The following is a 26964-nucleotide window of genomic DNA, read 5'->3' as shown; positions in this document are numbered from 1 at the left end:
GTCCGGCGGACGGACCTCGTCCGGGCGTCAGCCCTCGCGGCGGCCGTCGACGCGGCGCGGCAGGCCGAGGGGGTTGTCCTCCCGCAGCTCCGGCGGCAGCAGCGCCTGCGGGGTGTCCTGGTAGACGACCGGGCGCAGCCAGCGCTCGATGGCCGTGGCGCCCACCGAGGTGGAGGTGGAGGTGGTGGCCGGGTAGGGGCCGCCGTGGTGCTGGGCCGGGGCGACCGCGACGCCGGTGGGCCAGCCGTTGACCAGGACGCGTCCGGCCAGCGGGGTCAGCTCGGCCAGCAGCCGGGCGGCGGTGCCGTCCTCCCGTCCGGCCTCCTCCTCGCCGAGGTGGAGGGTGGCGGTGAGGTTGCCGGGCAGCTTCGCGAGCACGTCGCCGACCTCGTCGGCGTCGCGGTAGCGGGCGACGACGGTGACCGGGCCGAAGCACTCCTCCAGCAGCAGCTCGTACGGGCCTCCGGAGGCGAGCCGCTCGGCGTCCACGGTGAGGAAGCCGGCGCCCACGGCCTGCCCCTCGCCCTCGGCCGCGGCGACCGGGGCCGTCACGCCCTCCAGCTCGGCGCGGGCCCTGACCCCGGCGAGGAACGCCTCCCGCATCCGGGTGTCCAGCAGCGGCCCGGGCGAGGCCCCGGCGACGGAGTCGGCCAGGGCCTTCAGCAGGCGGTCGCCGGCCTCGCCCCCGGGGGTGAGGACCAGTCCGGGCTTGGTGCAGAACTGCCCGCAGCCCATGGTCATCGACCCGGCCAGGCCCTCGCCGATCTGCTCGGCGCGCTCCTTCGCCGCCTCCTCGGTGACGACCACCGGGTTGAGGCTGCCCAGCTCGCCGTGGAAGGGGATGGGGTCGGGGCGGGCGGCGGCGGCGTCGAACAGGGCCCGGCCGCCGCGGACGGAGCCGGTGAACCCGGCCGCCGCGACCAGCGGGTGCTTCACCAGTTCCACGCCCGCGTCGAAGCCGTGCACCACGGTGACGACGTCCTCGGGCAGCCCCGTGCGGGCGGCGGCGCGGCGCAGCGCGGCGGCGCACAGCTCGGAGGTGGCCGGGTGGTCCGGGTGCGCCTTGACGACGACCGGGCAGCCCGCGGCGAGCGCGCTGGCGGTGTCGCCGCCGGGCACGGAGAAGGCCAGGGGGAAGTTGGAGGCGGCGTAGACGGCCACCACGCCCAGCGGGATCTTGTAGCGGCGCAGGTCGGGCCGGGGCGGGGTCAGCGAGGCGTCGGCGTGGTCGATGACGACGTCCAGGTATCCCCCGTCGGCGACCTCGTCGGCGAAGGCCCGCAGCTGGAAGGCGGTGCGGGCCAGTTCGCCGTTCAGCCGCACCTCGCCCAGGGCCGTCTCGGCGTCCGCCTCGGCCACGATCTCCTCGCGGGCGGCCTCCAGCTCCTCGGCGGCCGCGCGCAGCAGGGCGATGCGGGCGGTGCGGTCGGCCAGCGCGCCGCGGGCGGCGTGGGCGGCCCGCACGGCCGCGTCGACGTCGGCGGCCGTGGCCTCGACGGCGACCTGCTCGCGCTGCTTCCCGGTCCTGGGGTCGACACTCCACACTGGTACTGCCACCGCTGAACTCCTCCTGCCGGACGGCTGACTGCTGACGGCGCGGGCGGCTCCCGGCCGCTTCCGTCGGTGGGACGCCGCGTCCGGTGATCCGGACGTCCGGGGCTGTCCCCCGGGGACCTTGTTCGATATGCTGAACAGCGTCCCTGAGTGTGAATAACCATGTGGGACTCTATGTCCGGGCGAGCGAAAGGGTCAAGGTCGATGCCGTCAGCGCGCGGGGGCGCCCCCGGTGGGAAACCGGAGGCGGGCGGGCAGGTCAAGTCGGCGGTGCGCACGGTGGAGCTGCTGGAGTTCTTCGCCGGGCAGCCCGGCATGCACTCCCTGGCAGCCGTCCAGGAGGCCGTCGGCTACCCCAAGTCCAGCCTCTACATGCTGCTGCGCACCCTGGTGGACCTGGGCTGGATCGAGACGGACGCCACCGGCACCCGCTACGGCATCGGCGTGCGCGCCCTGCTGGTCGGCACCTCCTACATCGACGGCGACGAGGTCGTCGCCGCCGCCCGGCCCACCCTGGACCGGCTCTCCGACGACACCACCGAGACCATCCACCTCGCCCGCCTGGACGGCGCCGACGTCGTCTACCTGGCCACCCGCCAGTCCCAGCACTACCTGCGCCCCTTCACCCGGGTCGGGCGGCGGCTGCCCGCGCACGCCACCTCGCTGGGCAAGGCGCTGCTGGCGACCTACGACGACGACCAGCTCCGCTCGATGCTCCCGGAGACCCTGACCCCGCTGACCGAGCACACCATCACCGACCGCGAGAAGCTCATCGAGGAACTCCGCCAGGTCCGCGAGCAGGGCTACGCCGTGGACCGCGAGGAGAACACCCTGGGCCTGCGCTGCTTCGGCGTCGCCATCCCCTACCGCACCCCCGCCCGGGACGCCGTCAGCTGCTCGGTGCCGGTGGCGCGGCTCACCCCCGCCCACGAACAGACCATCAAGGAGGCCCTGTTCGACGCGCGGGAGCGCCTGACCCTGGCCACCCGGAGGTTGTAGGCCGTCTCCCCCGCGCGGGGGAGACGGTTCCCCTGCGGGCAGGATCCCGGACGGGGGTGCGCGGCGGGAGCGTGGAGGCATGACAACCGACACCGCCCCGGCCCCGGCGGCCGTCCCGCCCGCCACCGCCCCGCGCAGGGCGCTGCGCGCCGTCGCCATCGCCGCCTGCCTGCCGTACCTGGCCATCAAGACCGCCTGGCTGACCGGCAGCCACATCGGCATCCCCGAGGGCAGCGAACTCCTCGCCCCCGAGAACGCCACCGCGATGCTGCTCGTCAACTCCCTCACCCTGGCCATGGACGCCGCGGTCGTCGTCCTCGCCCTCGCCCTGACCCTCCCCTAGGGCAGACGCCTGCCCGCCTGGACGGTGGCCCTGCCCCTGTGGGCCGCCACCGGCCTGCTCGCACCGATCGTCGTGGTCCTCCCCCTGCACTCGCTGCTCCAGGCGCTCTCCGGCGACGGCGGAGGGGCCGTCGCCGCGGAGGCCGCGCGGTCCCTGGACGGCTGGGTCTTCACGGTGGTCTACACCGGCTTCGGCGTCCAGGCCCTGGCCCTGGGCGGGCTGTCCGCGCTGTACGTGCGCGACCGCTGGGGGCACCTGCTGCGCGGCCGGCTCGCCGGTCTGCCCGCCTCCTCCCCCACCGCCCCCGCACGGCGGGCGACGGCCGTGGCGGCGGCCGGCGCTGCGCTGCTGCCGATGGCCGCGTACCTGCTGTGGGCCGCCGGCGCCACGGCCGGTCTCTCCCCGTACCAGGCCGAGCGGAACGACGGCACCTTCCGGCTGCTGGCGGGCCTGGACGGGCTGTCCGCGGCCGCCGCCGCGGCCGGTGTGCTGCTGCTCGCCTTCCACACGGGCCGGGCGGGGCGGACACGGCTGCGCACGGCGGTCGCCCTGGCCTGGGCCGCCAGCGCGGTCCTGGCCACCCGGGGCGGCTGGACGCTGCTGACCGGAACGTTCAACGAGGGGGTGGTGGATCCGTCGCAGCAGCCCACCGCGCTGATGACGCTGGTCTACGCTGTGGAGGTGCTCGTGGGGGTCCTCGTCCTCACCGCCGGCGCCCACCTGTTCGCCGAACGGTCGGCCGGGCGGTGAGCCGAACGGACGGGAGGGGCGTCGTGCGGCGGCTGCGACTGCGCTGGGCCAACCTGCTGCTGGGCGGCGCGCTGCTGATGCCGTACTTCCTGCTGGCGACGGTCGCGATGAGCGTGGCCGTCCCCGACTCCGACCCCTTCCGTCACCCGGGCCGGCAGCTCGCGGCCTACGCGCTGGCCCTGCCCCTGGTCACCGCGACCGCGCTGCTCCTCCCCCCGGTGCGGACCCTGGAGAGCGCCGCCGCCCGGGTGCTGTGCACGGCGCCGGAGGCGGAACCGGTCCCCGCACCGGCCGACTCGTGGGCCGCACGCCGCCGCACGGCGGCCTGGTTCACCCTCCACCTCGGCCTGGGCGCCCTGGTCAGCGGCGCGTCGCTGGCCATCCCGCCCGCGGCGGCGGTCCTGGTGACGCTGCCGCTCTCCCCGGGACTGCGGAAGCTGGACTGGGGCTGGTACGGGGACACCGCCGGGGCCGCCCTGTGGACGGCCCCGGCGGCCGGAGCCGCCCTGCTCGCCGCACTGGCGGCGGCGGTGTGGGGAGCCGGGGCGCTGCTGGACCGCTGCGCCCCCGCCCTGCTGGGCCCGACGCCCGCCGACCGGCTGGCCGCCGCCGAGGCCCGGGCCGCCGCCCTCGCCGCCCGCGACCGGCTCGCCCGCGAGCTGCACGACTCCGTCGGGCACGCGCTGAGCGCGGTGGCCCTCCAGGCGGGCGCGGCCCGCACCGTGCTCGACTCCGACCCGGCGTTCGTCCGCCGGGCACTGGCCGCGATCGAGGAGACCGCCCGGCGCACCACCGGCGAACTCGACGCCGTCCTGGGGATGCTCCGCGACGGCGAGGAACCGTCCCGTGCCCCGGCCGGACCGACGCTGGCCGGCCTGGACGGCCTGCTGGAGACCACCCGCGCGGGCGGCGTCCCGGTCGCCCTCACCGCGTCCGGCCCCGCGGCGGAAATCCTCGGCACCCTGCCCGTGCTCCTCTCCCGGGAGGCGTACCGCATCGTCCAGGAGGGTCTGGCCAACGCCCTGCGGCACGCGGGCCGGGTGCCCGTCGCCGTCTCCCTCGCCCTCGACGGTCCCGACAGGCCCGGCGGCCCCGACGGCTCCGGCGGTTCCGGCCGTCCCGACGACAGGAAACTGGTGATCACCGTGGAGAACCCGGCACTCCCCGAGGACGGCCCGCGCCGCCCCCGGCGCGGCGGCGGCACGGGCCTGCGCGGCATCGGGGAGCGGGCCGCCGCACTGGGCGGCTCGGCCGAGGCAGGCGCGTACGACGGCCGCTGGCGGCTGACCGTCCGCCTCCCCCTGCGGGACAACCGGTGAACGGGCCGGGGGCCGAAAGCCCGCTGCGGATCGTCCTGGCCGACGACGAACTCCTGGTCCGCACCGCGCTGCGGGCGATCCTCGGCGCCCAGGACGACATGGAGGTCGTCGGCGAGGCGGCGACGGGCGCCGAGGCGGTCGCGGTCGTCCGCGCCCTGCGCCCCGACGTCGTCCTGATGGACGTGCGGATGCCCGGGGTGGACGGCATCCGCGCCACCGAACTGCTCCTGGAGGACATGGGCGACCGGGCCCCGCGGATCGTCGTGGTGACCACCTTCGAGAACGACTCCCACGTCTGGGACGCGCTGCGGGCCGGCGCCGCGGGCTTCCTCCTCAAGCGGTCCGCCGCCGGGGAGCTGGTGGCGGCCGTGCGGCTGGCGGCCCACGGCGACAGCCTCCTCTTCCCCTCGGCCGTCCGCTCCCTGGCCTCCCGCCACGCCCCCGCCCGCCGCGGCGAAGGGCTGCGGGCCCGGCTGACCGGCCGCGAGGCGGAGGTGCTGCGCCTGATGGCCCAGGGCCTGTCGAACGCCGAGATCGCCGACCGGATGGCGGTGGGGGCGGCCACGGTGAAGAGCCACGTGGCCGCCGTCCTCGCCAAGCTCGGCGCCCGGGACCGCACCCAGGCGGTCGTCACCGCCTACGAGAGCGGGTTCGTCACCCCCGGCCCCGGCTGAGCCGGCTCCCGGTCCCGCGGCAGCGGCGGCACCTCGCAGCGGTCCGAGAACCCCTGCCCGGTCAGGCCGAAGGCGCTGTTGATCCGCGACCGCAGGTTCTCCACGGCCACCACCGCGGTCAGCTCCACGAACGCCTCCTCGCCCAGCCGCCCGACCAGCTCCCGCGCCATCCCGTCGGTGACCTCCGGCCCGGTGGCGGTCATCGCCTCGGCGTACTCCATGACCCGCGCCTCCAGGTCGGTGAAGAGCTCGCGGTGCTCGCGCCAGACGGGCACGTGGCGGACCTTCTCCATCGGCAGCCCGAGCTCCCGGGCCTCCCAGTGGCCGAAGTCCAGGCACCACGAGCAGCCGATGCGGACCGCGGACGCCATCACCGCCAGGTGCTTCAGAACGGGGTCGAGCGCATGCCACCCGGCGACGCTCCGCTCGAGGCGGATGTAGCCGAGCAGCACCTTCCGGTGGTGCCCGAGGGCCTTCCCCGGGTCGAGGACCCTGCCGTACTTGCGCCGCGAGTACCACTCGCCGACGCGCAGGAGGACGCCGCGGGGCGGGGCGAGTGAGATGCGGGCCATGGTGTGCCTCCCTGGAGGTGTGTCGTTCGCCTGTCTCACCCCTGGGACGGACGGCGGCCCGCGTTCCGTGACATCCGCGGACCCGCGGAACGCCGCCCGGCTCAGTCCACGCCCAGGAGCTGCTCGATCGGGTCGATGGCGAAGTAGACGACGAACAGCCCGCCGACCAGCCACAGCAGCCAGGGCACCCGGCGCGCCCTGCCGGCGACGGCCTGGAGCACCAGGTACGCGATGAAGCCCGCGCCGATGCCGTTGGTGATGGAGTACGTGAAGGGCATCACCGCGATGGTGAGGAAGGCCGGGACGGCGATCTCGAAGTGCGTCCAGTCGATGTTCCGCACCTGGGCCATCAGCAGGAAGCCGACCGTGATCAGGGCGGGGGCGGCGGCCTGGGCGGGGACCACGGTGGCCAGCGGGGTCAGGAGGAGGGCCAGGGCGAACAGGGTGCCGGTGACGAGGTTGGCCAGCCCGGTGCGGGCGCCCTCGCCCACCCCGGCGGCGGACTCCACGAAGCTGGTGCTGGACGAGGCCGAGGCCGCGCCGCCCGCGACCGCGGCGAGCCCGTCGACGAACAGCAGCCGCCCCAGGTTCGGCACCCGGCCCTCCTCGTCCAGCAGTCCGGCCTCGCTGCTGATGCCGACCGCCGTGCCCATGGTGTCGAAGAAGTCGGTGAGGAAGATCGTGAACACCAGCAGCACCACGGTCAGCGTGCCGACCTGCTCGACCGCCCCGAACAGGCTGAACTCGCCGACCAGCCCGAAGTCGGGGAGCGCGACCACGTCCTCGGGGACGGACGGCACCGTCAGGCCCCACTCCTCGGGGGCGAGACCGGCGATCTCGTTGACGGCCACGGCGACCGCGGTCATCACCACGATGCCGATGAGGATGGCCCCGTTGACGCCGCGGACCAGCAGGGCGGCGGTCAGCAGCACGCCCAGGCAGAAGACGAGCACGGGCCAGCCCGACAGGGTGCCGTCGCCGCCGAGCCGGACGGGCACCGAACCGCTCCCGCCGGGGGCGCGGGTGGTGAAGCCCGCGTCGACGAAGCCGACGAAGGCGATGAACAGGCCGATGCCGACGCTGATGGCCTGCTTCATCTGCTGCGGGACGGCGTACATGATCGCCTCGCGCACGCCGGTGACGGCCAGGACGCAGACCACGACGCCGGAGAGGACCACCAGTCCCATCGCGTCGGGCCAGCTCATGGTGGGGACGATCTGGTAGGCCACCAGGGCGTTGATGCCCAGTCCGGCGGCGAGCGCCAGCGGGATGTTGGCGGCCAGGCCCATCAGCACGGTCGTCACGGCGGCCACCAGCGCGGTCGCGGTGACCAGCTGGACGCCCGAGAGCTGGTTGCCGAACTTGTCCTCTGCCCCGCCCAGGACGATCGGGTTCAGCACCAGGATGTAGGCCATGGCGAAGAACGTGGTGACGCCGCCGCGCACCTCCCTGCCGACGGTGGATCCCCGCTCCCCGATCTTGAAGAGACGCTCGAGGACCGGGGGGACGGTCGGTGCGGACATGGCTCTCCTCGGTGGTGCCGGCGGTACTGCGGGGGTGCTCGCGCCCACCGGGCGGGTCACCCGGATCACGCCCTTGTAACGGCCTGCGCGGCGCGGGGAGGGCCTTTCCGCGCCGCGCGGGCCGCGTACAGCCGCGGGCCGGGCCCGGGGCGCCGCGGCGCCCCGGGGGATCGCCGGGAACGCCCGCGCCCGCCCGGTGCGGACCGGGCGGGCGCGGGGATCGGGTGCTCGGCGGCGGGCCGTCAGCGGACGGCGGGGCGCCAGTCCCCGAGGTAGGCGGCCGGGGTGTGCCCGGCGGCCTGGGCCGCGGTGAGCTGCGGGCGGTTCGCGGGGTCGGTGACGGCCGCGCCCGGCCCGCGATTGGCGTGCTCGCGGAAGAAGAACCCCTGCCAGGGGTACTGCTCGCGCATGTTCGCGTACGGCGCCCCGGCGTCGATGCCGGCGCCCAGCACGCTGTCGCGGACCACCAGCCGCGGGTGGGCGTCCGGGTCGCTGCTGGGCACCCAGGGCCGGGCGAGCTTGTACGCGCCCGCCGGGGCGGTGGTGGTGAAGCGGCAGCGGTGGGCGAGGTACCCGTACCGGGTGCCGGCCGCCGTCGACGGGGCGAACACGAACCCGTACGGCGTGAAGTCCACGTCGCGGTCCAGGGTCCGCAGCTCGCAGCCGTGGAGGACGGCGGTGGCCCGTCCGAAGACGAAGTCCACGTCGCCCTCCACGTAGCAGCGGTGGAAGAGCTGCCGGGCCGTGAGCCGCGCGTCGCGGGTGTCGGCGTACAGGGTGTCCTGGTGGCCGAGGAAGCGGCAGCGGTCGAACAGCGAGCGGTCGCCCATCACCTTGATCGCCACCGCCTGGGTGCCGCTGGTGATCTCCGGGTGGTCGGCCCGCAGCCAGTCGTTGGCGAAGGTGATCCGGCGGGCTGTGAAGCCGTCGGGCCGGGCGGTGACCGTGGCGCTGCCGGAGGTGCCGTAGGTGCCGGAGCCGTCCGGCTTCGGCGTGCCCGCGGCGTTGTCGTGGACGATCACGGTGTCGCGCGGGTCGCCCGTGCCGCCCAGCAGGGTCAGCCCGGTCTTGGCCTCCGGGATCTGCACCGTCTCGCGGTAGACGCCGGGGGCCAGGACGATCGTCCAGGGCTGCCGGGGGTGGTCGGGGGTGGCGTCGACGGCGGCCTGCACGGTGGTGAAGTCGCCGCTGCCGTCCCTGCCGACGGTCAGCCGGGGGCCCTTCGCCCGGCCGCCGGGACCGGCGTGGGCCCGTCCGGCCAGGGTCAGGGAGAGGGCGGCGCCGGCCCCGGCGAGGAGGGCGCCCCGGCGGGTGGTGCTCATCCGCGCCCCTTTCCGCCCTTGTTCCCGGCCTTGTTCCCGGCCTTGACGTTCAGCTCTCCGGCGCCGGCGTGCCGGTCCACCAGGTACGGCACGGCCAGGGGGTGGTGGACGCGGGTGCGCAGGGTGGGCTTCCAGCCCGCGTCGTCGCCCAGGAGGCGGTCGGGGTTGGCGGCGTTGTGGGCGGCCAGCAGGTCCACGGACCGGCCGTTGACCCAGTTGTTCCGCTCGGTCATGGAGGTGCCGGGGGTCCACTGGCGGATGGTGTCCGCCGGGGTGAGGCCCTTGTGGAGGGTGAAGGCGTTGTGCTCGGCGACGAGCGCGGCCTCCTTGCCGATGCCCCAGGTGTAGCCGTACTTGGCGTCGGCGTGCTGCTTGAAGTGGTTGTTGTAGGCGTCCACCTTGCCGAAGCGCACGCGCGGGGCGCGTTCGTTGACGTCCTCGAAGAGGTTGTGGTGGAAGGTGGTGCGCAGCTTGCCGCGGTCGTCGGCGGTGGCGCTGTCGCTGTTGCCGATCAGGATGGTCTTGTCGTGCTCGGCGAAGACGTTCCAGCTCGCGGTCACCAGGTCGGCGCCGCGGACGATGTCGAGCAGGCCGTCGTGCTGCTGGAAGAGCTGCCCGAAGTAGCGCGGCTGGGCGCTGTCGGGGCGGCGCCCGTCGGTGAAGGTGTTGTGGTCGAGCCAGACGTGGCGGGAGCCGTACACCACGACGTTGTCGTACTCGGAGTTCCAGGCGCCGTCGGTGCCGTCGGTGGGGTCCCACTGCGGGAAGCAGTCGTAGGTGTCCTCGAAGGTGATGTTGCGGACGATGACGTTCTCCGCGCCCCGGATCTGGAGGCTGGCGCCGAGCAGGGTGGCGTCGTCGCCCACGCCGATCAGGGTGGTGTTGGAGCCGACCTCTATCCTGACCCGCTCGGCCTGCTCGGCGGCGGACGCCCTGCGGGCCTCCTCCATCGGCCCCGACGGCTCGGCGTCCCCCCAGGTCGCGGGGTCGTACGCCTGGAGGTACTTCTCCAGGGTGTAGCCGTCGCGCTGGTAGTCCTCGCAGGTGAGCGGGTTGCCCTGGTCGTCGGCGTTGCCGTGGATCGTGCCCTTGATCTTGATGATCTTTGGGGTGTCGTCGCCGCCGTTCAGCGCCGCGACCAGTTCGGCGCGGTCGGTGACGGTGAAGACGTGGTCGGCGTCGGCCGCCGCGCCGCCGGTGGTGCCGCCCTCGGCCGAGGCCCAGCCGTCGCCCTCGGGGAGGACGGCGCGGGCCGGGTCGCCGCCGTGGCGCGGCGTCGCCTGGGCGGGGACGGCGAGGGCCGCCAGGGCGAGCGAGGCGCACCCCGCCAGCACTGCGATACGCGCTTGGCACACTTTTCTTTGCACTGCGGCTCCTTCGGGCATGGTGGGACAGGGGTTCGGTGGGGGGTGGGGGTGGGTGGTCCGGGCGCGGTGTCAGGCGGCCGGCCAGGCGACCGCGGTCTCGGGGACGGCGTCGTCCAGCCGCCGGACCGCGTTCGGGTGGGGCAGTCCGTGCTTCTTCAGGCCGCGGGCGACCATGCGGGCGACCTCGATGGCGCCGCGCGGCCGGAAGTGGGTGTTGTCCTGTTTGCCGGCGGGGTGGTCGGGGTGTTCGCCGGGGGCGAGGTGGAGGAAGAGCTCCAGGGTGCCGTCGGGGCCGAGCCGGTCCCATGCGGCGAGGCTGGCGGCCTGGATGTCGATCAGGGGGACGCGTTCGGCGGCGGCGAGGGCCCGCATCGCCGCGGGGTATTCGCCGTGGGTGGGTTTCGCGTGTCCGCCGGTGTCGAAGCGCCGTCTCTCGACGGGGGTGAGGAGGACGGGCCGGGCGCCGCGTTCGCGGGCGCCGTCGAGGTAGCGGCGCAGGTAGTCCCGGTAGGTGGTGTGGGGGTCGGTGCCCCGGGCGGGGTCGTCGGTCTTCTCGTCGTTGTGGCCGAACTGGACGAGCAGCAGGTCGCCCGGGGCGATGGCCTCCAGGATGGGGGCCAGCCGCCCTTCGTCGTGGAAGCTCTTGGAGCTGCGGCCGTTGACCGCGTGGTTGGCGACCGTCCAGGTGCGGCCGAGGAAGGCGTGGAGGGCCATGCCCCAGCCGGCCTCGGGGGCGGCGTCGGCGGTCTTGGGGGCCGCGGTGGAGTCGCCGGCGATGTACACGGTGCCCCCGCGTCCGGGGCGGCGGGGGCGGCCGGGTCCGTGGGCGAGTGCGGCGGGGGCGCCGGTCAGGGCGAGCGGGAGTGCGGTGAGCGCGGCGGCCGCGCGGCGGCGGGAGACGGGCATGGGGTACCCCCTCGGTGGGATGCCGGGTGCGGGCTGGTCGTGCGGGTGTGGGGGTGGGGGGTGGGATGGACGTGGGGCGGGGGGTGCGGCGGGGCGGCGCGGGTCCGCCCCGCCGCGGTGCGCTGCCGCGGCGGTGCGCGGCGGGTCCTGTGTCCGGGCCGGGCGTCAGCCCATCTGCTCCTTCCACTCGGTCTGCGCCTCGTTGAGCCGCTCGGCCAGGTCGTCGGCGAACTCCTTGGCGGTCATCTGGCCCAGGAGGAGCTTCTGGAAGTTGGGCTCGGTGTCGGCCTTGCTGATGCTGTTCCAGTCCGGCAGGTAGTACGGGAGCTGGACGATCCTGGTGTCGGGGTCGTCCAGCGACTCCATGGCCGTCTTGGTGGGCTCGGCCTTGTTGATCCACTCGTCGTCCGCGGCGTCGGTGTGGGCGGGGATGGCGCCGGCCGACTCGTTCCAGAGGCTGTTCATCTCCGCCGAGGCGGCGAACTCGATGAACTTCCAGGCCGCGGCCTTGTTCTTGCTCGACTTGAACAGTCCGAGGCCGTCGACCGGGTTGGAGACCAGGGTGCGGGGACCGCCGTCCTCGGCGGGCGGCATCGGCAGTCCGCCGATGCCCTTCTCGCCGAACGCCTTCACGTGGTCGGTGTAGGAGCCCAGGTTGTGCTGGAGCATGCCGACCTCGCCGCCGGTGAAGGTGGCGACCATCTTGGTGAAGTCGTTGTTCAGGTCGGCCTTGGGCGTGACCTTGTTGTAGAGGGCGGCGTACTTCTCCAGGGCCTCGACGTTCTCCGGGTCGTTGACGGTGGTCTTGTCGCCCTTCCAGAAGCTGTCGATGCCGGACTGGGCGTACATCATCTCCAGGGCCTGGGCGATGGAGCCCGCGCCGCCGCGGATGGTGAAGCCGAACCGGTTGTTCTTCCGGTCCGTCAGCTCCTCGGCGGCCTTGTAGAAGTCGTCCCAGGTGGCGGGGGGCTCCAGGCCGGCCTTGTCGAACAGGTCCGTGCGGTACCACAGGACGCCCTGGTTGGCCGAGGTGGGGACGGTGAACAGCTCGCCGTCCTGGCCGCCGGCGGCCTCGACGCTGTCGACCATGCCCTTGACCAGTTTGCCCTTCAGGGGGCTGTCCTCGATCCGGTCGCCGACCGGCTCCAGCGCGCCCTGGGCGACGATGTTGGCGAGGTAGGCGGTGCCGACCATGCCGACGTCCGGGAGGCTGTCGCCGCCGCCCTGGATGGCGGTGTCGTACTTGGACTGCACGTCGGCGATCGGTATGCCGACGTACTCGACGTCGATGTCCGGGTTCTTCTTCTCGAACTCGGTGATGATCTTCTTCCAGACGTCGGTGCGCACACCGCCGTTGTTGTCCCAGAAGACGATCTTGCCCTTGCCGTCTCCCTCGCTGCCGGCCTCGGTCTCCGAGCCGCCGCAGGCGGTGGCGGTGAGGGCGAGGGCGGTGCTGATGCCCAGCGCCAGCAGGGAGCGGGATCTGCGGCGGATGTCGTGGTTCATCGTCGGCTCTTCTCTCGGTCGTGCGGTTGCGTGGGTGCCTGGGGTGTGTCCGTGCGGTCGGCCGGTCCCGGGGCGGGACCGGGGGTCAGGTGACGCGGAACGCGGTGAAGGCCGCGGTTCCGGCCGGGCCGCCGCCCTGGGGGGCGGCGGCGAACAGGCCGAGCTGGGCGCCGACCCAGCGCCAGGGGGCGGCGGCGAAGGGCGGGCCGGAGGGGACGAAGCCGGGGTCCTCCCCGGTGCGGGCGGAGAAGTGGCAGCGCGCGCCGGGGAGGATCTCGACGCGCAGGCGCACGCGGCCGCCGGGTGCGGGCCGGGAGTGCGCGGCGTCCCTCTCGTGCTCGGCGGTGGACTCGGCGAAGCGGTGCACCAGGCGGATCCCGGAGTCGTCCCTCTCCAGTCCGATCCAGGAGAACGCGTCGCCGAGGACGGCGAGTCCGGCCCTGGCGCCGGGCTCGTCGCTGTCCAGCCGCAGCCCGACCTCGACCGTGCAGGGGTCGCCGGGCATCCGCTGGACCAGGACGTTGGGCAGCCGGCGCAGGTCGTGGGCGTCGGCGGTGCGGCGGCAGACCAGCCGCAGCCCGTCGCCGGAGTGGTCGACCGTCCAGCCCGGGCTGGGGTTGCCCGTGCCGCAGGCCCGGGGCGGGTTGGCGGTCCAGGCCCACTGGCGGCCGAAGCGCCCGCCGGGGAAGTCGTCGTCGCGGGCGGGGGTGGTGGTCTGCTCCGCGGGGACGGGTCCGGTGTGGGCGGCGACGGGCTCGCCGTCGTCGCCGATCACCGGCCAGCCCGCCTCCTCCCCCCGGCTTCCGTCGGTCCAGCGCATCGGCTGGAGGTGCACCACCCGCCCGTACGGGCCGCGGTGCTGGAAGTGGAGGAACCAGTCGCTGCCGTCGGCGGCCCGCACCCAGGCGCCCTGGTGGGGTCCGTTGACGTCCGTGCGGCCCTGGGAGAGCACGATGCGCTCCTCGTAGGGGCCGAAGACGTCCCGTGACCGGAAGGCGCCCTGCCAGCCGGTCTCCACTCCCCCGGCCGGGGCGAAGATCCAGTACCAGCCGTCGTGCTTGTAGAGCTTGGGGCCCTCCAGGGTGAACCAGCCGGGCAGCGCGTCGCCGTCCACGACCGTGCGGCCCTCGTCGAGGAGTTCGCGTCCGTCCGGGCTCATCCGGTGGCCGGTCAGCCGGTTCTTGACGCCCGAGCGGGACTTGGCCCAGGCGTGCACCAGGTAGGCGCGGCCGTCGTCGTCCCACAGCGGGCAGGGGTCGATCAGTCCCCGGCCGGCCTTCAGCAGGTGCGGTCCGCTCCACGGGCCCCGGACGTCCTCGGCGTTGACCTGGTAGATGCCGTGGTCGGGGTCGCCCCAGAAGATCCAGAAGCGGCCCGCGTGGTGCCTGATCGACGGCGCCCACACCCCGCAGTCGTGGCGGGGCGAGGCGAACGCGTGCTCGGGCTCCAGCCGCTGCAGGGCGTGGCCGACGATCCGCCAGTTCACCAGGTCGCGGGAGTGGAGGATCGGCAGTCCGGGGACGCGGCCGAAGCTGGACGCGGTCATGTAGTAGTCGTCGCCGACGGCGACGGCGTCGGGGTCGGACCAGTCGGCGTTGAGGACCGGGTTGCGGTACACCGGCGCGCCGGCGGGGGCGGCGGAGGTCCCGGGCGGGGCGGTCACGGGGCCGCCTCCTCTCCGGTGAGGCGGGCGGCGATCCGGGCGGCGGCCTCGCGGTCCAGCCGCCCGTCGGCGACCGCGGTGACCACGCGCCGGACGACCGTCCCGCCGGGCGGGAGCGGCAGCCTGCGGTCCCAGGCCAGGGCGGAGCCCACTCCCGGGTACTCGGCGGCGCGCACGAACCACGGGTCGTGGCGGGTGGCGGCGTCCGCCCCGGCGAAGACCAGCGTCCAGGTGTCGGCGGCCATCGCCAGCCAGGGCGCCGGCGAGCCGTGCACCGCCTCCTCGCCCCGGGCGCCGGCGGTGAACACCTCCGGGGGGCGGGGGCCGATCGGCGGGCGCCAGAAGAAGCCTCCGTAGCCGGCTCCGGGGCGGCCGTTGGTGGCCGGGCTGCCGAAGGACAGCGCCTCGCCGCAGGCGTTGGTGAGCTCGGTGGTGAAGTCCAGCGCCCAGCAGGCGCCGTCCAGGGCCCGGACGGCGACGGTGCGGCGCTCGGTCAGCAGCCGCCCGCCGTCGCGCTCCCAGGCGAGTTCCTCGGTGAAGCCGTCCTCGCCGCGCCGCAGCCACGCCAGGTGGCGCTGGCTCCCGTGGTTGTCCAGCTCGGTCGGGCCCCGGCCGCGGACGAAGGTGCGTCCGCCCCAGAAGTTGGCGCCGGAGACGTCGGGGACGGCCATGCTCACCCCGAGGTGGTGCACGTGGTCGGCGGGCCGCAGCTCGGTGACGACCGTGCCGCCCAGGGTGCGGACGGGGTGCAGGAAGGGGCGGGGGGACTCCCGCCCGGCCAGGTCCGGCCGGTGCTCGTAGCGGGCCACGGTCCGTCCGCCGCAGCGCAGCACCACGGTGTCGGAGGCGGCGTCGGGGGTGGTCCCCGGGGCGGTTCCGGTGCGCGGTTCGGTCATGCTCCGGCCCCCTTCCCCGCGGACGCCCCGGCGGGCTCCCCCGCGGGCGCCGCCCAGGGGGCGCGCGGGCCGCCGGGGCCGGTCAGCTCGGAGTACAGGGCCAGCTCCTCGGCCCCCGCGGCGACCAGGTCGTCGACGCCGGTGACGATCCGCCGCTCGGAGCCGCCGCCGGCGCCGGGCTCGGTGCGCCAGGCGCCGGCGGGCAGCGGCCGCGGCTCGGGGGCGGTGCGGACGGCCTCCACCAGCCGCATGAAGGCGCCGGTGCGCTCGGGCGGCACCAGCAGCTCCTCGCCGTCGGCGAGGTGGGCGACGAGGTTGGCCAGCAGGTCGGTGCGGGCGTGCTCGGTGGTCTCGGGCTCCCGGCCGCGGCGCTCCAGCCGGACGCGGTCCTGCTTGTACCACAGGGTGATGCGGCCCTCGGTGCCGTGGACGACGACGTAGGGCTCGCCGGGCCGCTCGGCGCACAGCGTCACGGCCGCGGTGATCTCGCCCGTCCCGCCGCCGTGCGCGGTGCGGATGCGGACGCAGGAGGTGTCGTCGGCCTCGATGTCGTTGGCGCGGTACAGCTCCAGCTCGATGCCGGCGACGTCCTCGGCGCGGTCGCCGCCGTCGATGCGCAGGGCGGTGGCCACGGCGTGGGCGAGGGGGTTGGTGAGGACGCCGTCCACCACGTCCCGCCCGTCCAGCCTGCGCCGCCCGGCCCAGGGGGCGCGGGCCCAGTAGGCCAGGTCGCGGGACCACGCCCCGGCCGCGCCGATGCCCCGCACCCGGCCGATCGCGCCGTCGGCGACCAGGTCGCGGATGGCGGTGACGGCGTGGGAGCCCAGGGACTGGAAGCCGACCTGGCAGGCGACCCCGGCGGCCCGCAGGCCCTCCGTCATCCGCCGGAACTCGGCGTACGAGGGCGCGGGCGGCTTCTCCAGCAGCACGTGCACGCCCTGTTCGGCGGCGGTCAGCGCCAGGTCGGCGTGGGTGTGGATCGGGGTGCAGATCACGGCGGCGCGCGCGCCGGTGCGCTCCAGCAGGGCGGCGAAGTCGGCGGACTGCTCGACGTCGCCGAGGCCGTCCAGCTCCTCCCCGGTGAGGGGGTTCAGCTCGCAGATCCCCACCGGCTCGACCAGGCCCTTCGCGGCGAGGCGGCGGATGTTCCCCAGGTGCCAGCGGCCGTGGCCGCGGGCGCCGGCGAGGACGACCGGCACCGGGGTGCGGACGGGGGACGCGGAGGGTGCCATCAGCCCTTCACCGCCCCCGCGCTGAAGCCGGTGATCAGCCACTTCTGGATGAAGGCGAAGATGATCACCACGGGCACGGCGGCGACCACGCCGCCCGCGGCGAGCGCGCCGAGGTCCACGCTGTCCGCGCCGATGAGGGTGTTGAGGCCCACCGGGATGGTCTGCTTGTCCTGGGAGGAGAGGAACATCAGGGCGAACAGGAAGTGGTTCCAGCTGTGCACGAAGGCGAAGGAGCCCACCGCGATCAGTCCGGGCCGCAGCATCGGCAGCACGATGGCCAGGAAGGCCCGCAGCCGGGAGCAGCCGTCCACCCAGGCGGCCTCCTCCAGCGATTCGGGGACGTTCTTGATGAAGCCGCTGATGAGGATCATCGACAGCGGGAGCTGGAAGACCGTCTCCGCGATGATCACGCTCCACAGGGAGTTGATGAGCTGGAGGTTGCGGAAGGTCTCGAACAGCGGGACGAGCATCAGCGCGCCGGGGATGAACTGCGAGCACAGCAGCGCCAGCATGAAGGCGTTCTTCAGGCGGAACCGGAAGCGCGCCAGGGCGTACCCGCCGGCCAGGGCGACCACCGTGGTCATCACCATCGAGGCGATGCCGACGTAGGTGCTGTTGAGGAAGTAGGTGCCGAAGCTCCGCTCGCTCCAGACCTTCTCGAAGTGCTCGAAGGTGACCGGCCAGGGCACCAGCGAGGTCGAGCCGGCGGGGCGCAGCGCGAACAGCACCATCCAGTAGAAGGGGATGAGCGTGAACAGCAGGTAGAGCCCCAGGGGGAGGTAGATCTGCCAGCGCGGCGGCTGGTCGGCCGGCCGCCGCCGGCGCTGCCTTCCCCCGGCCGGAGGCGGGGTCTCGCCGTCGGCCGGGGCGGGCACGTGGGTGCCCTTCTCTGCGAGTGCGGCGGTCACTTGTCGTCGCCTCCGAACTTGCTCAGGCGCAGGTAGAGGATCGAGCAGAACAGGAGGATCACGAAGGCCACGGTGGTCAGCGCGGAGGCGTAGCCGAAGTCGTGGCCCTCGATCCCGGTGTTGGCGACGTAGAGCGGGAGCGTGGTGGTCACGCCCGCCGGCCCGCCGCCGGTGAGGGTGTAGAGCAGGTCGACGTTGTTGAACTCCCACACCGCGCGCAGCAGCGTGGAGAGGATGATCGCGTCCTTCAGGTGCGGCAGGGTGATGTGCCAGAACTGCCGGAACCGGCTGGCGCCGTCCACGGAGGCCGCCTCGTACAGGTCCTTGGAGACGGACTGCAGGTCGGCGAGGATCAGGATCGCGAAGAAGGGGACGCCGCGCCACAGTTCGGCCAGGACGGCCGCCCAGAAGACGGTGCCGGTGTCGGAGAGCACCGAGGTGCCGTACTCGCCGATGCCGACGTCGGCCAGGTAGCGGCTCAGGCCGGTGGAGGGGTTGTAGAGCAGGATCCAGATGGTGGTGGTCAGCACGCCGGACACGGCCCAGGGCGAGAAGACCAGGGCCCGGGCGATGCCGCGGCCGATGAAGGTCTGGTTGACGATCAGCGCCAGCGCCAGGCCGAAGAGGAGCTGGAGGCCGACCTCGGCGACGACCCACTTGGCGCTGAAGGCGAGGGTCTGCCAGAACAGCGGGTCCTCGAAGAAGATCTCCCGGAAGTTCTCCAGACCCGCGTAGCCGTTCCGCCAGGGTTTGGTGACGTTGTAGTGCTGGAGGCTGTAGTAGACGACGCTGAGCATCGGGTAGGCGATGAAACCCAGCATCAGCAGGCCGGCCGGTGCGATCAGCAGGTACGGCAGGCCGCGTTTCCCTGTCTTCCCAGCCTTGCCCGGCTTGCCTGGCTTGGCTGGTTTCCCTGGCAGGACGCGCTTCTTCGGCACGGCGGTGAGGGCCATTGCCGGGGCTCCGTTCTGTCGTCGAATGACTGTCGAACGTCGTTCGAGATGTCGGTGAGGGTCGTGGGGCGGGTCGCTCGGTGCGACGGTGCGGGCGCGGTCAGCCCGCGTAGGGTTCGGGGACCTCGCCGGGCCGGGCGAGGAAGGCGAAGTCGCAGCCGGTGTCGGCCTGGGTGATGTGCTCCTCGTAGAGCGCCCCGTAGCCGCGTCCGTAGCGCGCCGGCGGGGGCTGCCACTCGGCGCGGCGGCGTTCCAGCTCCGCGTCGTCGACCTCCAGGCGCAGGGTGCGCTCGGCCACGTCCAGGGTGATCAGGTCGCCGGTCCGCACCAGGGCGAGCGGGCCGCCCACGTGCGACTCGGGCGCGATGTGGAGGACGCAGGCGCCGTAGCTGGTTCCGCTCATCCGGGCGTCGGAGAGGCGGACCATGTCGCGCACGCCCTGCTTGAGCAGGTGGTCGGGGATGGGCAGCATCCCGTACTCCGGCATGCCGGGTCCGCCCAGCGGGCCGGAGCCGCGCAGCACCAGCACGTGGTCGGCGGTGATGCCCAGCGCGGGGTCGTTGATGGTGGCCTGCATGGTGCGGTAGTCGTCGAAGACCACCGCGGGGCCGGTGTGCTTGAGCAGGTGCTGCTCGGCGGCGATGTGCTTGATGACGGCGCCGTTCGGGGCGAGGTTGCCGCGCAGGACGGCGATGCCGCCCTCCTCCGCCAGGGCGTTGTCCACGGTGCGGATGACGTCGTCGTCGTGGACGAGCGCGCCGCCGATCTGCTCGCGCAGGGTGTCGTGGGCGACGGTCGGGCGGTCCAGGTGGAGGAAGTCCCGCAGCCTGGAGAGGAATCCGGGCATCCCGCCCGCGTAGTGGAAGTCCTCCATCAGGTACTTCCCGCCGGGCCGGAGGTTGGCCAGCACCGGTGTGGTGCGGGCGATGCGGTCGAAGTCGTCGAGGGTGAGGCCGATGCCGGAGCGTCCGGCCATGGCGATCAGGTGGATGACGGCGTTGGTGGAGCCGCCCAGCGCGCAGACGGCGGCCACGGCGTCCTCGTACGCCTCGCGGGTGAGGACGGCGGAGAGCCTGTGGTCGGACCACACCATCTCCACGATCCGGCGTCCCGCGGCGGCGGCCATCCGGGAGTGCCCGGAGTCGACGGCGGGGATGGAGGACGCGCCGGGCATGGTCACGCCCAGGACCTCGGCGGCGCCGGTCATGGTGGAGGCGGTGCCCATGGTCATGCAGTGGCCGGGCGAGCGGGCCAGGCCGCACTCCAGTTCGGCCATCTCGCAGTCGCCGATGAGGCCGGCGCGCTTGTCGTCCCAGTACTTCCACATGTCCGTGCCCGAGCCCAGGGTCTCGCCGCGCCAGTGGCCGCGGAGCATGGGCCCGGCGGGGACGAAGACGGTGGGCAGGTCGACGCTGGCCGCGCCCATCAGCAGGGCGGGGGTGGTCTTGTCGCAGCCGCCCATCAGCACCGCGCCGTCCACCGGGTAGGAGCGCAGCAGCTCCTCGGTCTCCATGGCCAGCAGGTTGCGGTAGAGCATGGGGGTGGGCTTCTGGAAGGTCTCCGAGAGGGTGGAGACCGGGAACTCCAGCGGGAAGCCGCCGGCCTGCCACACCCCGCGCTTGACCGCCTCGGCGCGCTCGCGCAGGTGCTGGTGGCAGGGGTTGATGTCGGACCAGGTGTTGAGGATCGCGATGACGGGCTTGCCCAGGTGCTCCTCGGGGAGGTAGCCGAGCTGGCGGGTGCGGGCGCGGTGGCTGAAGGAGCGCAGCCCGTCGGTGCCGTACCACTGGTGGCTGCGCAGCTCCTCGGGGGCGCGGCGGGTGCGGGGGGTGCGGTCGGCCGTCACATCAGCCCCCATTCGCGGACGATCCCGGCGATCCGCTCGCGCTGCTCCTCGGGCAGCGTCCTGCTGGGCGGGCGGACGTCGCGGCGGCACAGGCCCAGGGCGGCCAGGGCCTCCTTGACGACGGAGACGTTGTTGGCCGACTGGTTCTCGGCCCGCAGGTCCTCGAAGGCGCGGATCTGCTCCCACACCTTCATGGCGGCGGCGTAGTCCCCCTCGCGCAGCGCCCGGAGCATCTCGGTGGACACGCCCGGGGCGACGTTGACCAGGCCGGAGGTGAAGCCGGTGGCGCCGCAGGCGAAGTAGGCGGGGGCGTACAGCTCGGCCAGGCCGGCCACCCACACGAAGCGGTCCAGTCCGGCGTCGCGGGCGAAGGCGGCGAAGCGCGCGGCGTCCGGGACGGCGTACTTGACGCCGATGACGTTGGGGCACTCCTCGCCGAGCCGGGCGAGGGAGGCGCCCTCGATGAGGGGGTTGCGCAGGTACGGCACGACGCCCAGCTCGGGCACCGCCTCGGCGATCGCGCGGTGGTAGTCCACCCAGCCGGCCTGCGAGACGTAGGGGTTGACGGGCTGGTGGACCATCACCATCCGCGCCCCGGCGTCGCGGGCCTGCTCGGCGGCGGCGACCGCGGTGGCCGGGTCGTGGCCGACGCCCACGACGACCTCGGCCTCCCCGGCGGCCTCGGCGACCGTCAGCTCGACCTCCAGCCGCCGCTCCTCGGGGGTGAGGGAGTAGAACTCGCTGGTGTTGCCGTTGGGGGTGACGGCGCGGATGCCCGCGTCCAGCAGCCGGCGGACCAGGGCCCGGTAGGTGTCCGCGTCCAGGCGGCCCTGCTCGTCGAACGGCGTGACCGGAATGGCCACGACGTCGGCGAGAGCGGCCCGCTGGGGGGTGAAGTCCGTCATGCCTGACCTTCCTGGTTCTCCTGGGCCGGGAAGGCCCGGAGGACGAATCCCTCGATGTGGTCGTGGAGCAGCCGGGCCGCGCCGTCGGCGTCGCCGTCCAGGGCGCGGGCGAGGATCTCCCGGTGCTCGGCCGCCTCGCGCTCCCAGGAGGGCACGGCCTCCCAGGCGACGGTGGAGACCAGTGCCGCCTGGTCGCGCAGGTCGTCGAGCATCCGCGCCAGCAGCGGGTTGCCGCAGGGCAGGTAGAGGGCGCGGTGGAAGTCCCGGTTGGCCAGCGACCGGTCGGCGCGGTCGGCGGCGGCGTCGGCCCGCTCCAGCGCGGCCCGGGCGCCGGCCAGGTCCGCCTTCCCGGCGACGGTGCGGCGCAGCGCCTCCGGCTCCAGCAGCAGCCGCACGTCGTAGACCGATCGGGCCATGGCGGCGTCCACGGTGCGCACGGTGGCGCCCTTGTACTCGCTCATCACGACCAGCCCGCGGCCCGCGAGGGTCTTCAGCGCCTCGCGGACCGGGGTCTTGGACACGCCGAACCGCGCGGCCAGCTCGGTCTCCACCAGGGGCTGCCCCGGCGTGAGCTGTCCGGTGAGGATGGCGTGGGTCAGATGCTCCATGACGTACTGCGTCCTGGAGGGGACGGGCACCGGTGCGACACCGGTCAGGGGGGCTCTCATGCGGTCGGCTCTCAGGTCGGCTCTGGCACACGGCACCGCGTCATATACGGCGTCTCGTATATGACGTATGACGTACGACGTGCGGTGGGAAGAAAGTAGGTCGGCCCCCGTGCTCCGTCAACGGTTCTGACAGAACTTTCGGGGGCCGATTTGAAAGCGCTTACCGAGGGCGACGCGGTGTGCGGCGACAGTCGGCGCGCACCGGGCGGGGCCGTGCGGGCCGGCCCGGGCGGAAGAGGGCCGGGCGGGCGGGAGCGGGTCAGCCGAGCCGGGAGAGGGCCTCGCGGACCGCGTCCAGGTCCGCCGGGGAGGCCAGCCCGGCGTGGTAGAGGCGCAGTTCGCCGGCGCCCGCCTCACGGGCGTGCGCGGCGTCCTCGGCCAGCCGCTCGGGGCGTCCGCCCATCCCCGCCACCACCGTCAGGTTGGCGGCCAGGACGGTGGAGGGGGTCCGGTGCGCGAGGAAGGGGGCGAGCACCGCGGAGCGCTCGGCGTCGTCCCCGGTGCACGGCAGCACCACCCCGTCGGCCTGCTCGAGCGCCCCGGCGGGGTCCACCCCGGCGTTGGCGCCGCAGCGGTGGGGTGCCGGGTCGGCGTGCAGCAACACCCGGAATCCCTCCTTCCCTTGCGCCTGGGCCTCCTTGCGGACGGCCTCGACGACCTCGCTTCGGAAAGCGCTAGCTACCTGGTTGCGCCAGGCCGCCGCCACCTTCGCCCACTCGGCCCCCAGCAGCCCGTTCACCGCCTCCCACTCCTCTTCCCGCCCTCCGGCGGCGTCCGCGCGCCCGCCGGCCCACAGGGCCGCCAGGGCGTCGGTGACGGCGCGCCGCAGGCGCCCGGGGTCGGCGCCGAGCGAGGCGTAGCCCGTCTCGCAGGCCGGGCAGAAGCACAGCGACATCAGGTACTGGCCCGCGCCGCCGAGGGATACTCCGCCGGTCTTGTCGTGGGCGTGGAGGTGCGCCAGGCCGTACCAGCCGCAGGACTCCAGTTCCGTGCCGCGCGCCCCCGGCCGCACCGCGGACTCGGCGGCCAGCGCGGCGGCGTAGGCGCGCACCTCCTCCTGGGCGATGCAGGGCGCCCAGGGGTAGCGGTCGCCGTAGGCGTTCCGCACGGACGTGCGCGGATGGTCGGCGCCGAGCCGGCTGTTGTGGGCGAGGATCACCCAGGAGTGCACCTCCAGCCCGGCGTCGGCGAGCGCGGCGGCGGCCTCCCCGAACGGGTCGTCGCCCTCCACCCAGTCCTGCGCGTACGGGCGCAGCTCCCTGCCCTCCCAGCGGGCCGGGTCCACCGGGTGGTACACCGCGGAGTGCCGCGCGGTGACGATCCGGTGGCGCGGATGGCGCGGGGTGAGCGCCCGGGTGGAGTGGTAGGCGGAGGCGAGGGTGACCTGCTCGACGCCGAGGTCGGCGATCCGGCGGGCGGCGTCCGGGTCGCCGACGACGTCCCAGGGGTAGAGGAAGGCGGAGGCACGCATGGGCAGCTCCTCGGTCGTAGGGGATGCGGGATGCGGGACGGGCGAAGCGTAGATCAGGTGCCCGGGCGGCGGGCAGACCTCGCGGTCACCTAGCTTCCGGTTCACGATGGCGTCCGGTGTTCATGAAATTGAACGCCGAAGGAGGTTCAGGACGCCTGCCGGCCGGAGAGGACGCGCCGCGGCCTGCGCGAACGGATCCGGACGGGCCGCCCGGCTCGCTCCGGCGTCCGGCGGTCGTTCACCACCGGGAACGCGGCGCCCGGGCCGCGCCTCCCCGCCCGCCGGGACGGGCGCGGCCCGGCGGCACGCCGGGAAGGTAATGGAACCGCAAAGCGGCGTCGTCCGTTATTCGGACCATGACTGCGATGACCCCCGGTTCCAACCTCCCCCTCCCCGTGGCGCGCGTGGCCGTGGACGTCACCGCCCCGGTGCGGCTCGACGTGTCGGGCCTGCTCCTGGGCCCCGACGGCAAGGTGCGCTCCGACGACGACTTCGTCTTCTACAACCAGCCCGCCGGCCCCGGCGTGACCCACAGCAGCGCGGGCGGCGCCGACACCATCACCGTGGACACCGCGGCGGTGCCCGCCGGCATCGAGAAGGTCGTGGTGACCGCCAGCCTCGACGCCCCGGGGGCGACCTTCGCCGGCACCGAGCCCACCGCCACCGTCCGGGACGCCGCGAGCGGCGCGGTGGTGGCCACCTTCACCCCGCCCCGGCTGGGGCCGGAGACGGCGCTGGTGGTCGTGGAGATCTACCGCCGGGGTGACGCGTGGAAGGTGCGGGCGGTCGGACAGGGGTACGCCGACGGGCTGGCCGGGATCGCCACGGACTTCGGGGTGACGGTGGAGGAGCCCGCAGCGCCCGCCGCCCCCGCCCCCGAGCCCGTCCCCGCCGCCCCGGCACCGGCGGCGCCGGCCGCCCCGCCCGTCGCCGCCCCTCCCGCCGCGCCCACGCCGGCCGCCGCCTCCCCGGGCGGCAGGATCAACCTGGACAAGGGCCGGGTGAGCCTGCGCAAGCACGAGACCGTCTCCCTGGTCAAGGGCGGCAAGCCGCTGCTGTCCTCGGTGCGGATGGGCCTGGGCTGGGAGCCCGCCTTCCGCGGCAGGAACGTCGACCTCGACGCCTCGGTCATCGCGTACGACCCCAACCGGAAGAAGATCGACAACTGCTACTTCGGCAGGCTCTCCATCCTGAACGGGACGATCCAGCACTCCGGCGACAACCTCACCGGCGAGGGCTCGGGCGACGACGAGACCATCACCGTCCACCTGGGCGGCCTCCCTCCCCAGGTGACGGGGCTGGTCTTCACGGTGAACTCCTTCTCCGGGCAGAAGTTCACCGAGGTCGCCAAGGCCTACTGCCGGCTGATGGACGCCGCCACCGGCGAGGAGCTGGTCCGCTTCGACCTGACCTCGTCCGAGCCGCGCACGGGCGTGCTGATGTGCAAGCTGGTCCGTCAGTTCTCGGGCGAGTGGGAGATGACGGCGCTGGGCGACTACGTCGACTCCCGCACCGTCCGCGGCATGGTCAAGCCGGGAGGGGCGGCTCTGTAGGGGGCGCGGAGGGCCGCCCGGCGGTCCGCGCCGGGGCGCCGACGGCGCGTCACCGTCTCCTGACGGAGTGATATCCATCGCACCCGCGTACGGGAACCGCGCCCCTCACTCCACGCCTCCGCGCGCGTGTTCGCAGGTCAGACACAATATCGACGCCTTGTGGAGAATTTCAGGTTTAAACCACACGGCAGAGGGGCACGGAAAGTGACCTGCCATTGTCATACCCAGCGCCTACCCTGGTGCCATGTCCACCAGCCCCGAACAAGGAACCGCCCGGCCCCTGCGCCAGACCCCCGCCCAGGCGAACGAGGCGCTCCGCGCCTTCGTGCGCGCCCACGGAGACCGTCCGTGGACGCGGCAGGAGCTGGCGGAGCTGGACAGGCTGCGGGTCCTGTGGCGGGAGGCCCGGCAGGACGGGATGATCACCGCGGCGTGACGCACGCGTGACGAGCGGCCCGCGGGATGCCTCCCGCGGGCCGCTCGCCGTCTCCCCGCCGCATGTCCGCCGTTTCCGGCGCCGCCGGCGGTGACGGTCCCTCAGTGGTGCCGCCAGGGCCCGGTGACGGCGAGCAGGATGCCCGGGTCCTGGATGCAGGCGAACAGCGTCCGGCCGTCGGCCGAGAAGCAGACCCCGGTGAACTCGCCGTACTCCGGCTCCTCCCCGGTGCCGATGTTCACCTCGTTGCGCGCGATCGGATAGGCCCGGCCGCGGTCGTCGGCCCCCATCAGGTGCTGGAGGCCCTCGCCGTCCTCGGCGATGATCACCCCGCCGTGCGGCGAGACCGTGATGTTGTCGGGGCCGTCGAGCCCGCCGGGGGCCAGCGGATCCCGGTTGACCCCGAAGCGCAGCTTGAGGGTCAGGGTGCGGCGGCCGGGGTCGTAGAACCACACCTGGCCGTCGTGCGGCTGGCCGGGGCTGTCCGCGTCGCGGGCGTAGGAGGCGACCACGTACGCGCCGCCGTCGGCCCACCACATGCCCTCCAGCTTGCGGGCGCGGGTGACCTCGCTCCCCGTGAACTGCCTGCGGACGGGCACCTCCCGCGCGTCGCGGTCGGGGACGTCCACCCAGTCCACGCCGTAGACCGTGCCGGGCCGCACCGCGCGGGAGAGGTCGTCGACGAACCGCCCGCCGGAGTCGAAGCAGCGGAACGCCTGGAGGGTCCCGGCGTCGTCGGCGAGCGTGCGCAGCCGCCCGCGCCCGTGCCGGAAGCCCTTGGGCGGCGTCCAGCGGAACAGCAGGCCGTTGGGGTCGGAGTCGTCCTCCGTCAGGTACATGTGGCCGCGCCGGGGGTCCACCACGACGGCCTCGTGGTCGAAGCGCCCCAGCGCCTTGACGGGCCTGGGGTCGAGGTTGGCCCGCCGGTCGCGGGGGTCCACCTCGAAGACGTAGCCGTGGTCGCGGGTCATGCCGTTCTCACCGGCCCGGTCGGAGTTCTCCTCGCAGGTCAGCCAGGTGCCCCAGGGGGTCACCCCGCCCGCGCAGTTGGTGGAGGTGCCGGCGATGCCCACCCACTCGGCGAGCCTCTCCCCCTCCGCGGAGACCTCCACCACCGTGCAGCCGCCCGAGGCGGCCGGGTCGTAGACCAGGCCTTCGGCGAGCGGCACGGGGTGCTCCCAGGCGCTCCGGGGCCCCTTCAGCTCGTGGTTGTTGACCAGCAGCGTCCTGCCCCGGGGTCCGGCGAAGGCGGCGGTGCCGTCGTGCTTGGCGGGGGTGTGTTCGCCGCTCTCCAGCCGGGTGACGCCGCAGCGGGTCAGGACGCGGTAGGAGAAGCCGGCGGGCAGGGCGAGCACCCCGGCCGGGTCGGGCAGCAGCGGGCCGTACCCCGGGGAGCCGCCGCGCGCCTCCCCTCCCCTCCCGCGGTCCTCCCCGCCGTCCTCGCGGTCCTGGGTGCCGAACGCGCCCGACGCCCCGGCGAGGATGCCCGCGCTGCCCGTCAGGGCGATTCCGGCGCCGGCGACGACGGACCTCCTGGTGGGGTTCCGTGGGCTGACTGCGCTGCTGGTCGGCATCGTCTCTCCCGGTCTTCCCGTCGG

General features: G+C 74.3%; 24 protein-coding genes. 7 read left to right on the top strand and 17 right to left on the bottom strand.

The window, feature by feature from the left end; genetic code table 11:
- Positions 1 to 27: 27 nt before the first annotated feature.
- The gene (locus ABD358_RS20680) at positions 28 to 1557 is read right to left on the bottom strand and encodes an aldehyde dehydrogenase (NADP(+)) (protein WP_344632581.1); all 1530 of its coding nucleotides are present in this window, start codon (positions 1555 to 1557) and stop codon (positions 28 to 30) included.
- A 201-nt stretch (positions 1558 to 1758) separates the two neighbouring features.
- On the opposite strand from ABD358_RS20680, the gene ABD358_RS20675 reads away from it, so the two are divergent.
- From ABD358_RS20675 to ABD358_RS20655, 5 genes are all read left to right on the top strand, one after another.
- Positions 1759 to 2553 carry an IclR family transcriptional regulator gene (locus ABD358_RS20675; RefSeq protein WP_344632580.1) on the top strand — a complete coding sequence of 265 codons (795 nt, stop codon included), beginning with the start codon at positions 1759 to 1761 and terminating at the stop codon, positions 2551 to 2553.
- Between the two features lie 79 nt (positions 2554 to 2632).
- Positions 2633 to 2896: a hypothetical protein gene (locus ABD358_RS20670; RefSeq protein ID WP_344632579.1), complete on the top strand. Its 264-nt coding sequence runs from the start codon at positions 2633 to 2635 to the stop codon at positions 2894 to 2896.
- Positions 2897 to 2920: 24 nt separating this feature from the next.
- Positions 2921 to 3646 (top strand): hypothetical protein, encoded by a 726-nt coding sequence (locus ABD358_RS20665; RefSeq protein ID WP_344632578.1) that lies wholly within the window; start codon positions 2921 to 2923, stop codon positions 3644 to 3646.
- Positions 3647 to 3723: 77 nt separating this feature from the next.
- Complete coding sequence (locus tag ABD358_RS20660; protein WP_344632649.1) at positions 3724 to 4965, top strand: sensor histidine kinase; 1242 nt, start codon at positions 3724 to 3726, stop codon at positions 4963 to 4965.
- A complete protein-coding gene (locus ABD358_RS20655; RefSeq protein ID WP_344632577.1) occupies positions 4962 to 5639 on the top strand; it encodes a response regulator transcription factor in 678 nt (225 codons plus the stop codon). The genes ABD358_RS20660 and ABD358_RS20655 overlap by 4 nt, the downstream gene beginning before the upstream one ends.
- Here the strand turns inward: ABD358_RS20655 and ABD358_RS20650 are convergent.
- From ABD358_RS20650 to ABD358_RS20580, 15 genes are all read right to left on the bottom strand, one after another.
- Positions 5603 to 6211, bottom strand: a complete 609-nt coding sequence (locus ABD358_RS20650; RefSeq protein ID WP_344632576.1) for a carboxymuconolactone decarboxylase family protein — start codon at positions 6209 to 6211, stop codon at positions 5603 to 5605. The genes ABD358_RS20655 and ABD358_RS20650 overlap by 37 nt on opposite strands.
- A 101-nt stretch (positions 6212 to 6312) precedes the next feature.
- Positions 6313 to 7734: an NCS2 family permease gene (locus ABD358_RS20645; protein WP_344632575.1), complete on the bottom strand. Its 1422-nt coding sequence runs from the start codon at positions 7732 to 7734 to the stop codon at positions 6313 to 6315.
- Positions 7735 to 7976: 242 nt separating this feature from the next.
- Positions 7977 to 9056 (bottom strand): pectinesterase family protein, encoded by a 1080-nt coding sequence (locus ABD358_RS20640; RefSeq protein WP_344632574.1) that lies wholly within the window; start codon positions 9054 to 9056, stop codon positions 7977 to 7979.
- Positions 9053 to 10423, bottom strand: a complete 1371-nt coding sequence (locus ABD358_RS20635; protein WP_344632573.1) for a pectate lyase family protein — start codon at positions 10421 to 10423, stop codon at positions 9053 to 9055. Before ABD358_RS20635 ends, ABD358_RS20640 begins: the two co-directional genes overlap by 4 nt.
- A 69-nt stretch (positions 10424 to 10492) precedes the next feature.
- Positions 10493 to 11329, bottom strand: coding sequence for a rhamnogalacturonan acetylesterase (locus ABD358_RS20630; protein ID WP_344632572.1), 837 nt, complete (start codon positions 11327 to 11329; stop codon positions 10493 to 10495).
- 165 nt (positions 11330 to 11494) lie between these two features.
- Positions 11495 to 12835, bottom strand: a complete 1341-nt coding sequence (locus ABD358_RS20625; protein ID WP_344632571.1) for an ABC transporter substrate-binding protein — start codon at positions 12833 to 12835, stop codon at positions 11495 to 11497.
- Positions 12836 to 12920: 85 nt separating this feature from the next.
- Positions 12921 to 14498 (bottom strand): glycoside hydrolase family 43 protein, encoded by a 1578-nt coding sequence (locus tag ABD358_RS20620; RefSeq protein ID WP_344632570.1) that lies wholly within the window; start codon positions 14496 to 14498, stop codon positions 12921 to 12923.
- Entirely contained in the window at positions 14495 to 15394 is a 900-nt protein-coding gene (locus ABD358_RS20615) for a DUF6807 domain-containing protein (protein WP_344632569.1), read from the bottom strand. Before ABD358_RS20615 ends, ABD358_RS20620 begins: the two co-directional genes overlap by 4 nt.
- Complete coding sequence (locus ABD358_RS20610) at positions 15391 to 16626, bottom strand: Gfo/Idh/MocA family protein (RefSeq protein WP_344632568.1); 1236 nt, start codon at positions 16624 to 16626, stop codon at positions 15391 to 15393. Before ABD358_RS20610 ends, ABD358_RS20615 begins: the two co-directional genes overlap by 4 nt.
- Complete coding sequence (locus ABD358_RS20605; protein ID WP_344632567.1) at positions 16626 to 17534, bottom strand: carbohydrate ABC transporter permease; 909 nt, start codon at positions 17532 to 17534, stop codon at positions 16626 to 16628. Before ABD358_RS20605 ends, ABD358_RS20610 begins: the two co-directional genes overlap by 1 nt.
- Positions 17531 to 18487, bottom strand: a complete 957-nt coding sequence (locus ABD358_RS20600; RefSeq protein WP_344632566.1) for a carbohydrate ABC transporter permease — start codon at positions 18485 to 18487, stop codon at positions 17531 to 17533. The genes ABD358_RS20605 and ABD358_RS20600 overlap by 4 nt, the downstream gene beginning before the upstream one ends.
- Positions 18488 to 18587: 100 nt before the next feature.
- A complete protein-coding gene (gene araD, locus ABD358_RS20595; RefSeq protein WP_344632565.1) occupies positions 18588 to 20345 on the bottom strand; it encodes an L-arabinonate dehydratase in 1758 nt (585 codons plus the stop codon).
- Complete coding sequence (locus ABD358_RS20590) at positions 20330 to 21238, bottom strand: dihydrodipicolinate synthase family protein (protein WP_344632564.1); 909 nt, start codon at positions 21236 to 21238, stop codon at positions 20330 to 20332. The genes araD and ABD358_RS20590 overlap by 16 nt, the downstream gene beginning before the upstream one ends.
- On the bottom strand, positions 21235 to 21906 hold the full coding sequence (locus ABD358_RS20585; protein ID WP_344632563.1) for a GntR family transcriptional regulator: 672 nt from the start codon (positions 21904 to 21906) through the stop codon (positions 21235 to 21237). Before ABD358_RS20585 ends, ABD358_RS20590 begins: the two co-directional genes overlap by 4 nt.
- 259 nt (positions 21907 to 22165) lie before the next feature.
- Positions 22166 to 23377, bottom strand: a complete 1212-nt coding sequence (locus ABD358_RS20580) for a hypothetical protein (protein WP_344632562.1) — start codon at positions 23375 to 23377, stop codon at positions 22166 to 22168.
- A 365-nt stretch (positions 23378 to 23742) separates the two neighbouring features.
- On the opposite strand from ABD358_RS20580, the gene ABD358_RS20575 reads away from it, so the two are divergent.
- Both ABD358_RS20575 and ABD358_RS20570 read left to right on the top strand, forming a co-directional pair.
- A complete protein-coding gene (locus ABD358_RS20575; protein WP_344632648.1) occupies positions 23743 to 24930 on the top strand; it encodes a TerD family protein in 1188 nt (395 codons plus the stop codon).
- A 244-nt stretch (positions 24931 to 25174) separates the two neighbouring features.
- Entirely contained in the window at positions 25175 to 25366 is a 192-nt protein-coding gene (locus tag ABD358_RS20570; RefSeq protein WP_344632561.1) for a hypothetical protein, read from the top strand.
- Positions 25367 to 25467: 101 nt separating this feature from the next.
- On the opposite strand, the gene ABD358_RS20565 is transcribed toward ABD358_RS20570, so the two are convergent.
- Complete coding sequence (locus ABD358_RS20565) at positions 25468 to 26940, bottom strand: alkaline phosphatase PhoX (protein ID WP_344632560.1); 1473 nt, start codon at positions 26938 to 26940, stop codon at positions 25468 to 25470.
- Between the last annotated feature and the right edge of the window lie 24 nt (positions 26941 to 26964).

Origin of the sequence: Streptomyces glaucosporus, from assembly GCF_039533345.1 — a bacterium.
In the GTDB taxonomy this organism is placed as follows: Bacteria; Actinomycetota; Actinomycetes; order Streptomycetales; family Streptomycetaceae; genus Streptomyces; species Streptomyces glaucosporus.
Note: the sequence above shows the minus strand (reverse complement) of the source record. Positions and strands in the feature narration are given on the sequence as shown.